Origin of the sequence: Urechidicola vernalis (assembly GCF_031846385.1) — a bacterium.
Taxonomy (GTDB): Bacteria; Bacteroidota; Bacteroidia; order Flavobacteriales; family Flavobacteriaceae; genus Urechidicola; species Urechidicola vernalis.
The window spans coordinates 195,294-211,517 of the sequence record NZ_JAVRHV010000002.1 but is presented as its reverse complement, the minus strand read 5'-3'; the positions used below and the strand labels follow the sequence as shown (position 1 = coordinate 211,517).

Genomic DNA, 16,224 nt, shown 5'->3' with positions numbered 1-16,224 from the left:
GCATGCAAAAAAATGAACTGTACGACGCTATAGTTATTGGTTCAGGAATTTCAGGTGGTTGGGCAGCAAAAGAGCTTTGTGAAAACGGTTTAAAAACGTTGGTGTTAGAACGTGGTAGAATGGTAGAACATATAAAGGACTACCCTACCATGAATATGGACCCATGGGATTTCGAAAATAGAGGAGAGGTATCTCCTCAACAAGCAAAACGACAAGAGAAACAAGCAAGATCTGGATATGTTCATAAAGCGGTGAGTAATCATTGGTTTGTGGATGATATAGATCATCCATATGACGAAATAAAACGATTCGATTGGATTCGTGGTTATCATGTGGGTGGCCGATCTATCATGTGGGGCAGGCAAGCCCTGCGATTTAGCGACCTGGATTTTGAGGCGAATAAAAAAGATGGGCATGGAGTAGATTGGCCTATTCGGTATAAAGATTTAGCAAAATGGTATAGTAAATGCGAAGAATTTATTGGCGTTGCTGCCGAAAAAATGGACTTGCCGCAATTGCCAGATGGCGAATTTACACCACCAATTCCTCTAAATTGTGTCGAACAAGATTTTAGAGATAAAATTGAGAAACACTATTCCAATCGACACCTTTTTATGGGGCGATTTGCCAATTTAACGGGCGATAAAAAACACGAGGGTAGATCAAATTGTCAATTTAGAAATAGATGTATTCGAGGATGTCCTTTTGGAGGATATTTTAGTAGTTTATCTTCTACGCTTCCAGCAGCAGAGAGAACTGGAAATATGGTGCTAAGGCCAAATTCGATCGTTCGAAAAATATCGTTTGATGATACTACAAATAAAGCGACAGGTGTGGAGGTTATTGATCGGTTAACGAAAGAAGTGACGTTTTATAAAGCCAAAGTAATTTTTTGTTGTGCATCTACTGTTGGTAGTACTGCTATTTTGATGAATTCAATTTCGAATCGATTCCCAAATGGTTTAGGAAATGATAGTGGAGAGTTGGGGCACAATTTAATGGATCATCCATTTAGAGCCGGTGCAACAGCAGAAGTAGAAGGGTTCGATGGTAAGTATTATAAAGGAAGAACACCTGCAAGTTTTCATATACCACGTTTTAAGAATCTTGGAGATAAAGAATCGGAAGATACATCCTTTTTAAGAGGTTATGCTTTTCAGGGTGGTGCGAGTAGAGAAAATTGGCAACGAGGAATTGCTGAAATGACCTATGGTAATAAGTTAAAAGAAACATTGTTGAAACCTGGACCTTGGAAAATTGGAGTTGGAGGATTTGGAGAATGTTTGCCTTATCATGAAAATAGAATGTATTTAAATTTTGACAAATTAAATGATTGGGGTGAACCTAGAGTAATTTTCGATGCTGAATACAAAGAAAATGAAAAGGCTATGATTGCTGATATGCAAATTGAAGCGGAGAAGATGCTGAAGATGGCAGGATATAAAAACGTGGAAAAATATGAAAATCCTGTTTATGTTGGGACTACCATTCACGAAATGGGAACGGCAAGAATGGGACGCGATCCTAAGACTTCTGTTTTAGGGAAATACAATCAAATTCATGCTGTGCCGAATGTGTTTGTTACTGACGGAGCTTGTATGACATCATCAGCGTATCAAAACCCTTCTTTAACCTATATGGCAATATCGGCTAGGGCAGCTAACTATGCAGCAGGGCAAGTCAAGCAAAACAAATTTTAATTACATATTTCTTCTATATTGACCTCCAACATTAAATAAGGTGCTGGTAATTTGTCCTAAAGAACAAACCTTAGTTGCTTCCATTAATACTTCAAAAAGATTGGCGTTCTTTACAGCCGCATCTTGTAAATTAGTCAATTGATTTTCAACTTTGTCTAGTTGCGTTTTGTGTAAGTTTTCAATAACCTTAATTTGATATAGTTTTTCCGTTTCTGTTGCTCTAATAACCTCTCCAGGAATATTTGTAGGAGAGCCTTTACTGCTTAGAAATGTATTCACACCAATTATTGGAAATTCACCAGTATGCTTTAGGGTTTCGTAATACAAACTTTCTTCTTGAATTTTACTGCGTTGATACATTGTTTCCATAGCCCCTAAAACACCGCCACGTTCTGTTATACGTTCAAATTCTAACAATACGGCTTCCTCTACTAAATCGGTTAATTCTTCTGTTATAAAGGCGCCTTGAATTGGATTTTCATTTTTAGCCAACCCCAATTCTTTATTGATAATTAATTGAATGGCCATCGCCCTACGAACACTTTCTTCGGTTGGTGTTGTTATAGCTTCATCATAAGCGTTGGTGTGCAATGAATTGCAGTTGTCATAGATAGCATAAAGCGCTTGTAAAGTTGTTCTAATATCATTAAAATCGATCTCTTGAGCATGCAAGCTACGCCCAGATGTTTGTATGTGGTACTTTAACATTTGTGCTCTTGGATTTGCACCATATTTATTTTTCATGGCTTTAGCCCAAATTTTACGAGCTACACGACCAATTACAGCATATTCTGGATCAATTCCATTAGAGAAGAAGAATGATAAGTTTGGACCAAATTTATTAATATCCATTCCTCTGCTTAAATAATACTCAACATAGGTAAAGCCATTGGCAAGGGTAAAAGCCAATTGAGAAATAGGATTCGCACCTGCTTCTGCAATATGATAGCCAGAAATAGAAACCGAGTAAAAATTCCGAATGTTATTTTCAATAAAATATTCTTGAACATCTCCCATTAATCGCAATGCAAATTCCGTTGAAAAAATACAAGTGTTTTGTGCCTGGTCTTCTTTAAGTATATCTGCCTGTACTGTTCCTCTTACCTTTGCAATCGTGTCTTTTTTAATTTTATCATAGACATCTTTCGGTAAAACCTGATCTCCAGTTATGCCCAAGAGGAATAATCCAAGACCGTTGTTTCCATCTGGCAACTTGCCTTGATATGAAGGTCTTTCGGTTTTACTTTTTGAGTAGAAGTCATTAATTCTCTGTTCGATCTCCATTGTAATTCCTTGCTCATGAATGTATTTTTCACATTCTTGATCTATGGCAGCGTTCATGTAAAAGCCTAATAGCATCGGTGCCGGACCATTAATGGTCATAGAAACGGATGTCATCGGGTTGGTTAATTCAAATCCTGAATACAATTTTTTTGCGTCGTCTAAACAGCAAATAGACACACCTGCATTTCCAATTTTACCATAGATATCTGGTCTAAGGTCGGGATCGTTCCCGTACAAAGTAACACTATCAAATGCTGTAGATAATCTTTTGGCTGGCATAGCCGCACTTACGTAATGAAAACGTCTGTTGGTTCTTTCCGGTCCGCCTTCCCCTGCAAACATTCTCGTTGGGTCTTCACCTTGTCTTTTAAAAGGATAAATACCTCCAGCATACGGGAATTCTCCAGGAACATTTTCTTGTAAAGTCCAATACAAGATATCTCCCCATGCCTCATATTTTGGTAAGGAAATTTTAGGAATGTCTATATGAGACAAGGATTTAGTATGTGTTTCAATTTTAATTTCCTTTTCTCGGACTTTAAATTTGAATATAGGGTCCGAATAATTAGATTTTACTGTTTTCCAATTGCAAATAATTTCCCAGTTGTATGGGTTTAAATCTTTTTTAACACGATTAAATTCAGCAAGTAGAAGAGAAACAAAATCCTTGTTTTCTGAATTGCTTTGCTCTAATATTTCAGAGGTGTTCAATCCAGAAGCATGTATACTTGGAACAAATCCAATTACAGATTCTAATGTTTTATATATTCCAAAAAGTTTTTGAGCTGTTTGTTTTTCTTGCTTACAAAATTCGCTATAACCTCGGTTGTCATCTGCAATTTCTGCTAAATAACGAACTCTTTTAGGCGGAATAATAAATTGTTTTTTACTGTCGCCTAATTCAAAATTAATAGAACTTTTAAAATTAACCGCTGTTTTAGTATTTAGTTTATTTACGATGGCAGCATATAATTGATTGGTGCCTGGATCGTTAAATTGTGATGCAATTGTTCCGAAAACTGGCATGTCTTCAAAGGATGTCTCCCAAAGATTATGATTGCGTTGGTATTGTTTTTTTACATCACGTAAAGCGTCTTCTGCACCGCGTTTATCAAATTTATTTATGGCAATAATATCGGCAAAATCGATCATGTCAATTTTCTCGAGTTGTGTTGCCGCTCCATATTCTGGAGTCATAATGTATAATGAGACATCAGAGTGTTCCAAGATTTCTGTATCGCTTTGACCAATACCTGATGTTTCTAGAATGATCAGATCAAATTCAGCAGATTTTAAAATATTTAAGGCATCATTGATATGTTTGGATAAGGCGAGGTTTGATTGTCTTGTGGCTAAAGACCGCATGTAAACTCTATTGTTGTTAATGGAGTTCATACGAATTCTATCACCTAACAATGCTCCGCCAGTTCTTCGTTTTGATGGGTCTACCGAGACAATGGCAATGTTTTTATCGTCAAAATCAGTTAAAAATCGCCTTACAATTTCATCAATGGATGAAGATTTTCCAGAACCCCCAGTACCTGTTATTCCCAAAATAGGAATTGTGGATGCATCCGCTTCTTTTCTTATAGCAGTAATAAATTGCGCATGCTTTTCAGAGAAATTTTCAACTCCTGATATTGCTGCTGAAAGTTGGGCAGGAATTTTGTGTTTTAGGTCTTCAACTTCAAAATTAATTTGTTCACCAGTTGGGAAATCACATTTAGAAACTAAGTCGTTAATCATGCCCTGCAAGCCCATTTCTCTACCATCATCTGGAGCATAGATCCGCGTAATTCCATAGTCCATTAAATCTTTAATTTCATGAGGTAAAATTACGCCGCCTCCACCACCAAAAATTTTGATTTGTGTTGCTCCTTTTTCTTGAAGTAGGTCGTACATGTATTTGAAATACTCATTATGCCCACCTTGATATGAAGTTAGGGCAATGGCATTGGCATCTTCATGAATTGCGGTATTTACAACCTCTTCAACACTTCTGTCATGGCCAAGATGTATTACTTCTACTCCTGTTGCCTGAATGATACGACGCATTATATTGATGGCAGCATCGTGCCCATCAAACAAAGATGCAGCAGTAACAATACGTATTTTGTTTTTTGGCGTATAAGGCGCAATTTGTTCCATAGAATGATGATTGATAAGGTTGCAAGTTAGTCAAAAATTAATCGCTTTCGAGTAGATTTATGGGTTGTGGCTAAATTATTATTAATAATTTAATAGAATGATTGTAGATAGTAGAAAAAAAGAGTGTAATTCCTTTGTTTCAATGCGAAAATTGCAATTTTAAATTGATTGCCTTTGGTATGATTATTGATGTATTGTTTTCGATTTTATCTATGCAGTGTGCTGGAATTAATTCTTAATTAAAATTGATTAAAATGAGATTTGTAAAACTACTTTCCTTTCTATTTGTAATGGCAATATTATTTTCATGTTCTCCTATAAGGGTAGCTGCAGATTATGATACGATGGCGGACTTTACGCAGTATAAATCATATGCTTTTTATAAAAAAGGAATTGATAAAGTAGAAATATCTGATATTGATAAAAAGAGAATTTTAAGAGCAATTGAGACTGAATTCTCGGCAAGAGGAATGGTGAAATCTGATGATCCGGATTTGGTTGTGAGTATTTTCGCTAAGTCCACTAAGAAAGTGGATATCTATGGAGGTTACAACAATTTTTACCCATATGGATACGGATATTGGAGCCCGTGGTATTATGGACCAAATTATGGACAACAGGTTTCTGTACATGAAGAGGGCACGTTATTTGTAGATTTTATTGATAATAAAAAGAAAGAATTGGTTTGGCAAGGAATAGGTAAAGGAGCACTTATTATTGATAATGCGGTTAAAAAGGAGGCAAGAATAAAAGAGTTTATAAAAAGGATACTAGAGAAATATCCGCCTTTTATGGAAGAGGATAAAAAGAGTAAAAAATAATTTGAATTAATACTTAGTTAAAATGTGCGTTGAAGAAATTCAGCGCATTTTTTTTTTTGATTAATTGGCGGTAGATGTTCCAGAATCCGCGTAAATCAGATCATTTATATCTGGTTTAAAATTGTTTAAAACAATTTTTTTGACAGATTTGTTTAGATAGGTCATGGACCTAAAGCTTGAGTGGTCTAAAGCGATTACAACAAGGTCCTCATCGGTAAATTGGGTAAGTGCTGTGCTAAACCCATTCCAACGACCATAATGATAAATTCGTTTTTCATTATTTTTAAAATCGAGTCTAAAACCAAATCCGTATGGGATTTTTCTACCGTACCGGGTTTCACCATTACTGTACATTAGGTTTAGAGATTCTTCCGAAATAAGTTTACCTGAGTTCAACCCAGTTATCCATTTGTATAAATCTTCTGCGGTAGAATAGATGTTTTTGTCTCCTACGACACCATCGTTTACCGTTCCTCTAATTTTGGCATGACGCCAACCACGGTATAAACGATACCCATCTAATTGATTTGTATGCACTGCATCGTGCTCAAAACTATAAGCATATGAATTGTGCATTTGCAATGGATTAAAGATATTCTCTCTTAAAAATGTAGCATAACTTTGTTTGCTTACCTTTTCGATAAGAGAGGCCAAAACAAAATAGGCGCTGTTGGAATAATCGAATTTTCGACCTGGTCTAAAAAAGCGATTTACACCTGCCGTATTCATTAATTCCAGCATTTCTGAATTTGTCGGTGCTAGGTCTTTCTTCCATTTGTGTTCTGCAATCCAAAAATAATTTGGTAAACCGGCAGTATGATTTAAAAGGTGATTTACTGTGACTTCTTTGTAGGGGAAGTCTGGAAAATATTCCGTTATGGTATCGCTTAATTTTAGCATTTCACGATCTCTTAAAATCATGATTGCCCCTGCTGTGAATTGCTTACTTACAGATGCTAATTGAAAAATAGAATTGGAGTCTATTTTTGTTTTTTTACTAAAATTAGCAAAGCCATAATTCCCTTTGAAAATAACCTTTCCTTGTTGGGCTACTAGAACACTTCCATGAAAATCGTGTCTTTTATGAATTCTTTTAAATAAAGAATCCAATTTATGGTTTACTTTTTTTGTTTTTTCTTCTGGGTAATACTGCAAGTCAATAGAAAAATGTTCGTTTTTCTCTTCAACTGGTTTGATGTTAGATTCTTCAGTATCATCGGATATTTGATTGTTAGAAGTAGCAATTATAAACCCACTTAAGAATACAATGAGACCAATTACAGTAAATTTTAAATACTTATTCATTTATTAAATCAAATCCTATTTTTTGAAGGAGTTGCAAATTACCAAACTATGGAAAAATATCAAAACGCTATCTATTAATTAACATAAAAATACATATGTTTTAACAAGGTTGTTTTAGTATTTTTGTGCCATGGATTATAACAATTTGCCTGCTATTGAGCCAGATGATTTTTATTGGAATGAACAGGGCTATCGGGTATTTACAGAAAAATACCATTTAAAACGGGGCTATTGTTGTAAAAGTGGATGTAAACATTGCCCGTTTGGATATGATAAGAAAACAGATACTTTTATAAAATAAAGAGGTTGCCAATTAATTGACAACCTCTTTTTAAGTTTAATGCTTTTAAGAAACCTTATTTAGGATCTAAAATACCATCAATTCTAGCAGTGATATCTTGTAAATGATAACGAGTAATTGTGTTTGGTGCACTTCCAGCAGCACGAGTTGCATCACGCTTAATTCTGTTTAATTCTCCTCTAATAACAGGTATCATATCAGATTGGTTAACCGTAACTGCAGTTGTTTTAACATATGGAGATGAAGATCTACCACTAACATTTTTAGCGTTCATAAGACTTGCTAAATGTTCTACGTGTGCACGTTGTAAACTTCTTGCGTAAGCATCACTTGCTCCGTTAGCCCAAATTCCTTGACGGATATCGTACATTAAGGTAGTTAAGGTATATGCATTTGAACTACCGTTAATTGCTTCATTTTCTACCATACGCATCATACGTTGCATATCTAATAAATTACGTAATCCTCTTTTTTGAATAGATGTAATTCTTTCAATATTTCCAGCGTATTCAGTTCTTCCAATAATTTCATTATCAATTAACCATGTTGGTGTAGTAAATAAGTGCTTGTTTAAGAATTTTACAGAATTACGCTGTTTGTCTTTGTTCACGTGGGTGTAAACAGCACCGTCTTGGTCGCTAGTTTTGTAAAACTCATAAACGCCACCTACATTAGATGAAACATGACCAATATATCTTCCGAATTGAGAAACTACATGACCATACATAGCGCTTAAATCGCTATAATTTTCACCGTCCTTAGTTGTCCATTCCATTAGATTAGGAACAATTCTCTTTAAGTTAGCAATTCCATATTCACTTGCTTTGATAGCATCATCACCTAAATCTTCAGTTTGAGAACTAGGATCTACGACACCTCCTGCTTGTTGATGACCAAATCTGTATCTAGCATCACCAGCATGTTCTAAAATCCAAGCATCTAATGTTGCTTTTTCATCAGCAGCATTCTCCGCAGCTAAAATAGGACGGTATCCCCAAGAGATTGCATATTTATCATATACACCAATATTAGGCATTAAAGAAACACCTTCGTCTCCTGGTTGCGCTACATAGTTGAAACGAGCATAATCCATAATAGACGGTGCTGTTCCGTATTTTTGAGTGAATGAAGCAGAACGTAAAGAATCTACTGGTACTGCAGAAGAACTACCCATGTTATGAGGTAATCCAATTGTGTGACCAACTTCGTGAGAAGAAACAAACTTGATTAATTCGCCCATTACTTCATCTTTAAATCCAACTTTTTGAGCATCAGGATTGATGGCAGCAGTTTGAACAAAGAACCAACCTTGTAATAAACTCATTACATTGTGGTACCAGTTAATGTCAGATTCTAAAATCTCACCAGATCTCGGGTCACTTACGTGAGGCCCATTTGCATTTGGAATTGGAGATGCTAAATAACGTACAACAGAATAACGAACATCTTCAGGGCTCCATTCAGGGTCTTCTTCAGGTGTCGGAGCTTCCTTTGCAACAATGGCATTTTTAAATCCAGCTGCTTCAAAAGCAACTTGCCAATCGTTAATTCCTTGCATTATAAATGGTCTCCATTTTTCTGGTGTTGCTCTATCTACATAATAAACGATTTGTTTTTTAGGTTCTACTAACTCACCTCTTTTGAATTTCTCAATATCCTCATCTTTCACCTCTAATCTCCATCTATCTAAGAACGTCTTTGTTTTCGTTTTTTGAGCTTCATCTCCATAGTCTTGTGTGCTAGATGTAAACCAACCAACACGCTCGTCAAAATTCCTTCTTTGCATTGGTACTTTTGGTAATAAGATCATAGAATTACTCATTTCTAAAGAAATGGTTCCTAGGTTTGAATTTGAAGGTGCGGCACTAGCTGCATAAGTCTTTACATGTCTAAGTTCAATGTTTAACGGGTAACTGCTAATTCTTTCAATATAAGATTTGTCAGCTTCCATACGCGTTACTTTGTAACGTTTTCTAGATCTTACAGGCATGCCTAAAGACTTTACATCTTTAGCTAATAAGTCAGTAGCTTCAATAACTGTAGAGGTAGAATCTTTACCAAATGCCTTGATTGGAAATGTGAATAAGACAGGCTCAAAATTAGAATTTACAACCGCTTCATGAACTGGTAAAGAATCTGCGGCAACAATATCATGAGATACAACACGCAATACTATTTTATTATCTTTCTTTTGCCAGCGTAAAACTTGTTCGTTTTGCTTACCGCCACCAAAACCAATTCCGGTTGCAGTTTTAGCAATTCTTGTAACCATTAACATTTCTCTCTCCAAAAGTGAATCTGGAATTTCGAAGAAATATTTTTGGTCTATTTTGTGAACTTTAAAAAGACCTTCGTCAGTCTTAGCGTCTTTGGTAATAACCTTTCCATAAGGCTGAATTGCACCTTTTTTAGGTTTTGGTTCAGGTTTTTTTGCTTCTGTAGCGGGAGCATTTTTGTCGTTCTTTTTTTTCTTCCTTTGGGCAGAAATATCTAAACTGAACGTGGTTATAAGCGCAAATGCCAAAAACCCTGGTAGTAATTTTTTGATCATAATTTATATTTGAATTATTGTTAAATAATGAGTGAACGAATGTATTAAACTAAATGTTAAAATTTCTTAAAAAAGTGTTAAAGAGAAATTGTAATTGTTAATAGAAAAGTTGTAAGTAATTGATAAAGAGTTGTGATTGTGTTATATTTGAAAGTAACTTAAAATTAAAAAATAATGGAAAATTTATCTCATCAAGAAAAAGTAATGTCATTTAAAGAATGGGCATTAACAATTTTTATTGCATCCTTGCCTTTAATTGGATTGATAATGGTCTTGGTTTGGGCCTTCGATAGTAATACCAATATTCATAAAAAAAATTGGGCGAAAGGAAATCTTTTAATAATGGTTTTAGGATTTGTATTAGTTTTCTTTTTCTTATTCGTTTTTGGTGGGATGGCCCTCTTGGCTGGCTTGGCTAATAACTAAAAATGACATAAATTAAAAACGGATTGTATTTAGAACTTCTACCTAATTACAACCCGTTTTTATTTGAATATTAAAAAATTACTCCTTTATATTTTCAAGGTCTAGCATAAAGGCGTATGTAAGTGCTGTTCTTTTGTAGCGTTCGAATCTTCCTGAAGCGCCGCCATGTCCAGTTTCCATATTACAATCCATTATTAAGAGATTGTCGTCGGTTTTTAGTTCTCTTAGTTTTGCCGTCCATTTTGCAGGTTCCCAATATTGTACCTGACTGTCCCAATAACCAGTAGTAACTAATATATTAGGGTAATCTTTGGCTTCTACATTGTCATACGGAGAATAGGATTTCATATAATCATAATACGCTTTGTTTTTTGGATTTCCCCATTCGTCGAACTCAAATGTAGTTAGCGGAATGGTTTCATCTAGCATGGTTGATACCACATCTACAAAAGGAACTGCAGCAATAACTCCGTTCCATAATTCTGGTTGCATGTTAAGAATTGCACCCATTAGTAATCCTCCAGCCGATCCACCGTAGGCATATAGATGGTCAGAATTTGTATACCCTTCTTTAATTAGATATTCTCCACAATCAATAAAATCTGAGAACGTATTTATTTTATTCAATAATTTTCCATCTTCGTACCAATCTCTTCCCATTTCTTGTCCACCTCTAATATGTGCAATTGCGTATATAAAGCCTCGATCTAAAAGACTTAACCTAGAACTATTAAAGCTAGCATCCGAACTGCTTCCATAAGAACCGTATGAATAAAGTAATAAAGGATTATTACCGTCTAATGTTGTGTTGATATTATAGACTAAGGAAATAGGAACTTTAGTACCATCTTTGGCGGTAGCAAACAATCTTTTCGATGTGTAATTTCCCGGTTTAAAATTAGCGTCAAGCACTTCGTTTTGTTTTAATAAAACTTGCTCTTTTGTATTCATGTCAAATTCAAAAGTACTGCCTGGTGTTGTTAGAGAAGTGTAGTAATAACGAAGTGTAGCAGTGTCGAAATCTAAATTTGAAGTTGTATATGCCGAATAGGTTGGGTCGTTAAAAGGTAAGTCATATGGTTGTCCAGACCATTTTCTAATTTTAATTTTCAACAGCCCATTATTCCTTTCAGAAATAACAAGAAAATCTTTAAAAACATCAAATCCATTTATAAAAGTATCTTCAGAATGAGGGATAACATCTGTCCAATTATCCTTTGTAGTTTTGGAAATAGGGGCTTTTACAATTTTAAAATTCTTAGCATTTAAATTTGTTTTGATATAAAATTCATTTCCGAAATGTTCTACATCATATTCCAGATTTTCTTCTCTAGGCTGAATTACTTTAAAAGATTTATTAGGTGTGTTTGCATTTAAAAATTGCATTTCGGTAGATAGGGTTTGAGAACTCCAGATAAACAAGTATTGTTTAGATTTAGATTTATAAATACCCGTACTAAAGGTGTCATCTTTTTCTTCAAAAACTAAAACATCTTCAGATTGATCTGAACCTAAAACGTGTCTCCAAATTTTATTTGAACGTAATGTTTGTGGATCTTTTGTTGTGTAAAACACAGTTTTGTTATCATTTGCCCAAGTAGCTCCACCAGTAGTGTTTTCCAGTTTGTCCTTTAATAATTCTCCTGTGGTTAAATCTTTAAAATAGATAGTATATCGTCTTCTAGAAACAGTATCTATTCCGTAGGCTAATAATTTATTGTTTGGACTTACAGAGCGACCACTAAATCCATAATAAGCATAGCCTTTTGCAAGTTCTGGACCGTTAAGCATAATTTCTTCCTTGTCAGTTCCTGTTTTTTTACGGCAATACAATCTATAATCTGCGCCTTTTTCAAATCTTGAATAATAGGAGTACCCGTTTTCGGTAACAGGAACAGATTGATCGTCTTTTTTTATACGACCAATCATTTCTTCATAAAGGCTTTTTTGTAAACCCTCAGTATGACTCGTGGTTTCTTTTAAATAGTCATTTTCTGCATTTAAATAATCTAAGACATCTTGTGTTTGATCATCAGGAGTTTCAGCATTTTTTTGTTTATCGCTTAAACGCATCCAAAAGTAATTGTCAATTCTGTCATCGTTGTGAATTGATAGCGTTTCTGGGATTTTCTTTGCAGTGGGTCCTTTTGGATAAGTTTTACTTGGTTGTGCTTCATTTTTTTTACACGATATACTAGCAACTAAAATTGCTAAAATCATGATAGTATGTTTTTTCATAGTGTTGGTTTATTTATAGATTAGTTTTGACTTGTTAAATAGTTTTAGTTATTCTTTTATTCCTGGAATGTTTTCTGGTTTTTTTGTTTGCCAATGAAATTCTTCGGCCTTTTTTTCAATTGGTAAAACCTCATTTAAATTGTTGGCATCATATACAATTCCATTTTTAACAACATGTGTAATGGTATTTGTATTTCTTAAATTGTCCAGAGGGTTTTTATCCAATATTACGATGTCAGCCATTTTTCCAACTTCTAATGAACCGAGTTCTTTTTCGAGACCTATGGCTTCTGCTCCAATAATGGTTGCCGTTCTTAAAGCATCTAAATTTTTCATATTTGCACTTGCAACAGACCATAGCTCCCAATGATAACCAAGTCCTTGCAATTGACCATGACTTCCAATACCACCAATTCCATTAGCTTCAATTAAATCAGTCATAAAAGCGGCATGTTTTTTAAATACATGTTCTTCATCCATAAACCATCCTGGTCGGCGTCTAGATTTACCAGCCAATTCTTGGTAAGGAGTAAAGTATTGCATTTTGGCATCATGGTATGGGTTTTCTCGTGAGTAATAATAGTTTTCAGCCCATGGGCCACCATATGAAACTAGAAGCGTTGGAGTAACCGCCATTTTTGATTCGGCAACGGTTTGGATAACATCTTTGTAAATAGGAGCAACAGGGAACGAGTGCTCGTGTCCTGGATATCCATCAATTAAATTAACCATATTCATTTTAAACTGCAAGCCACCTTCGGTTGTAGGCATTAATTCTAATTCTTTACAGGCCTTTATAATCCATTGGCGTTGTTGCCTGTTTCCAGCCATGTACATTTTAATAGTTTTGGTATGATAGTATTCGCTGTATTGTTTTAAAACTTCTTTCGCGTGTTCTTGATTTTTAATGTTGTATGCCCAAAAACCTACTCCTGGACCTGTGCTATACACACGTGGGCCATGGATCATTCCTGCATCAACCATGTCGGCATATGTCAAAACATCGGTTGTTGCGGTTTGAGGGTCTCTTGTTGTAGTAACACCATAGGCTAAATTTGCACTATACATCCAAACCTGATTCTTATGAAGATTCCAATGAGGCCACATATGCGCATGGGTGTCAACAAAACCAGGAGTTAAAGTTTTACCAGAAACATCCATTGTTTTTGTGTTTCTTGGTACCGTCAAACTGCCTGATGCACCAACGGCTTTAATTCGATTGTTTTCAATTAATAGATCTCCATTTTCAATAACTTCTACTCCATTCATAGTGATTATTCTTCCACCTTTTAACAGAATTGTTCCTTGTGGAGTTGCACGTTGATATGGAACTTTGACTTTTAATTCACTAGCCTCAAATTTTGGATCTTTCTTTTTCTTTTCTGTTTTATCCTTTTGAACCGTATCTTTCTTCTTTTCTAGTTTTTTTTCATTCTTTTTGGCTAGTGTCAGACTATCTTTAAATGCTTTTCCTTTTGCTAATTCGTAACTGAAATAACTAGAACCTAATGACCAATTTACAGACTCGCTATTGTCAGACCAAGAAGGAAATTCACCTCCCATAATAGTTAATTTTTGTGAAGGGAATGCCGATTTATTTGCATCGGCTAAAGAGATTGTAGGTGTTTTGCCAATATTTGGAATTATAACTGAATAAATATCATTATTAATATGAGCTAAAGCTCTTGATCCATCAGGAGAAATTTTTATTACTGAGGGTTTAGAAGCCTTGTTGTTTTCTCTCCAAGCATCTTCTTCAGAAGGTAAAATATGATGTCCATGGCTATCGTTAAAAATGTCAGAAGAACCATAAGTTGTAATACCAGTTAATATGAGATGCGACTTTTCATCTGTACCATCCCATCGAATAGAGATCAATCCTTTCTTAGCATGATTTAAATATATACGGTCATTTACCTTTGTAAAATGTGGTAGTGTTCTTCCTTTCGATTTTTCAATAACTGAAATTGACCCTCCATTTGAAGGTATCCATGCTAGTTCTTCAAATACCCTTGGTTTAAATGGGTCAATTGCATCATTATAAGTTTGTGCACTTCCTTTCATAAAAGCGATACGGTCACTCTTATAAGACCATGCCGGTGAAGCGTAGGTTCCCGGTTCTTTTGTTAATTGAGTTATAGTATTTCCTCCACTTACAGCAACTTTATAAATATGCCCACCTCCATGCTGCCATGTAGAGAAAGCAATAAATTGTCCGTTTGGAGACCAGGCAGGAAATGCTTCTGTAAAATCGTTATTGGTTAATCTTTTTAGATCATTATTTGAAACGTCTAAAAGGTATAATCGGTTCAACGCTGTAAAGGCAATTTTTGATCCATCTGGAGAAGGAGTTACGTCTCTAATTTGTGTTACGAAGGCTTCAGGAGCATCATCAATTTCATAATCAAAAGACACCATTGGACCAAGATCTAGTTCAACATCAACTTCAAATGGGATTTCAGTTGCAACATTATTCGCTACTGATATAGAATAAATTTTACCGCCATAAGAAGCAATTAGACTTTGACTATCTGGAGTAAATGACATGCCTGGTAGAACACCTGAATCAGCAACTGACTCTTGGTCGTCTCTTTGCACAGGATAGGCTAACCAACGTTCGTCACCATTTTTAATATTTCTAAGAACCAATCCTGTTTTATCTTCAAATCTGCTACCATACACCATATAGTTTCCATTTGGTGAAAAAGTAGGAGTAAAGGCAGAGCCATATCTAGAAGTAATAACCTCTGTATCTCCATTTTCTCTGTCAAAACTTCTTATTTGATATTGCGGAAATTGAGCATTGTAATTCCAAGCATTTGTTCTAGAAGAAAAGTAAATATGACTTCCATCAGCACTGAATGCTGGGTCTATTAGTTTTAGGTTCTTTGGTTCTTTAATTAATTGGGCGCCACTACCACCATCTATATGATATAGAAATGGTTTAATATTTCTTCGACCAGTTACCCCAACAATATATTCTCCGTCTGGGCTCCAGTCCGCAGAGAAGTGGTACTTGTTTTTGTCCTTAGTAAGCTGTTTGTCTTTTTTTGAGCCGAGGTTTAAAGTCCATATGTTATCGTTTCCACTTTTATCTGAAATGAATACAATTGATTTTCCGTCAGGACTAAATCTTGGGTGTACATCATAGGGCATTCCAGAAGTAACTTTTGTTGCTTTTCCACCCGCAATTGGCAAGGAGTATATATCTCCCATCATATCAAAAACAATTGATTTTCCATCTGGGTGTACATCTACAGAAATCCATGTCCCTTCATTGGTTGTAAATGAAATTTTCCTTTCAGGTTCTAAAGGAAGTTCTTTGGTTGCTTTTTTGGTAGAATCTTTTTTTACTTCATTTTCTTGTGAGAAAATTTGAGAAGTAAATAATAAGAATACGAATGTGGTAAGTAAGGTTAAGTTGTTGTTTTTCATAGTGTAGTTAGTTTG

At 35.1% G+C, this 16,224-nt stretch carries 9 protein-coding genes; 4 read left to right on the top strand and 5 right to left on the bottom strand.

Features of this window, described 5'->3' with window-relative positions; translation table 11 throughout:
* Positions 1-2 precede the first annotated feature (2 nt).
* Entirely contained in the window at positions 3-1,700 is a 1,698-nt protein-coding gene (locus RM519_RS06170) for a GMC oxidoreductase (protein WP_311592763.1), read from the top strand.
* Here RM519_RS06170 and RM519_RS06165 read toward each other — a convergent pair whose 3' ends face one another.
* A complete protein-coding gene (locus RM519_RS06165) occupies positions 1,701-5,132 on the bottom strand; it encodes a methylmalonyl-CoA mutase family protein (RefSeq protein WP_311592762.1) in 3,432 nt (1,143 codons plus the stop codon).
* A 254-nt stretch (positions 5,133-5,386) separates the two neighbouring features.
* Here RM519_RS06165 and RM519_RS06160 point away from each other — a divergent pair, with 254 nt between their 5' ends.
* A complete protein-coding gene (locus tag RM519_RS06160; RefSeq protein WP_311592761.1) occupies positions 5,387-5,953 on the top strand; it encodes a DUF4136 domain-containing protein in 567 nt (188 codons plus the stop codon).
* Between the two features lie 60 nt (positions 5,954-6,013).
* Here the strand turns inward: RM519_RS06160 and RM519_RS06155 are convergent, their stop codons facing one another.
* On the bottom strand, positions 6,014-7,258 hold the full coding sequence (locus tag RM519_RS06155; RefSeq protein WP_311592760.1) for a serine hydrolase domain-containing protein: 1,245 nt from the start codon (positions 7,256-7,258) through the stop codon (positions 6,014-6,016).
* Between the two features lie 130 nt (positions 7,259-7,388).
* On the opposite strand from RM519_RS06155, the gene RM519_RS06150 reads away from it, so the two are divergent.
* On the top strand, positions 7,389-7,559 hold the full coding sequence (locus tag RM519_RS06150; RefSeq protein WP_311592759.1) for a C1orf53 family protein: 171 nt from the start codon (positions 7,389-7,391) through the stop codon (positions 7,557-7,559).
* Positions 7,560-7,614: 55 nt separating this feature from the next.
* Here RM519_RS06150 and RM519_RS06145 read toward each other — a convergent pair whose 3' ends face one another.
* Positions 7,615-10,110, bottom strand: coding sequence for a zinc-dependent metalloprotease (locus tag RM519_RS06145; protein ID WP_311592758.1), 2,496 nt, complete (start codon positions 10,108-10,110; stop codon positions 7,615-7,617).
* Positions 10,111-10,284: 174 nt separating this feature from the next.
* Here RM519_RS06145 and RM519_RS06140 point away from each other — a divergent pair, with 174 nt between their 5' ends.
* Complete coding sequence (locus RM519_RS06140) at positions 10,285-10,536, top strand: hypothetical protein (RefSeq protein WP_311592757.1); 252 nt, start codon at positions 10,285-10,287, stop codon at positions 10,534-10,536.
* A gap of 78 nt (positions 10,537-10,614) precedes the next feature.
* Here the strand turns inward: RM519_RS06140 and RM519_RS06135 are convergent, their stop codons facing one another.
* Both RM519_RS06135 and RM519_RS06130 read right to left on the bottom strand, forming a co-directional pair.
* The gene (locus RM519_RS06135) at positions 10,615-12,774 is read right to left on the bottom strand and encodes a S9 family peptidase (RefSeq protein WP_311592756.1); all 2,160 of its coding nucleotides are present in this window, start codon (positions 12,772-12,774) and stop codon (positions 10,615-10,617) included.
* A 48-nt stretch (positions 12,775-12,822) separates the two neighbouring features.
* Positions 12,823-16,209: an amidohydrolase family protein gene (locus RM519_RS06130; protein ID WP_311592755.1), complete on the bottom strand. Its 3,387-nt coding sequence runs from the start codon at positions 16,207-16,209 to the stop codon at positions 12,823-12,825.
* Between the last annotated feature and the right edge of the window lie 15 nt (positions 16,210-16,224).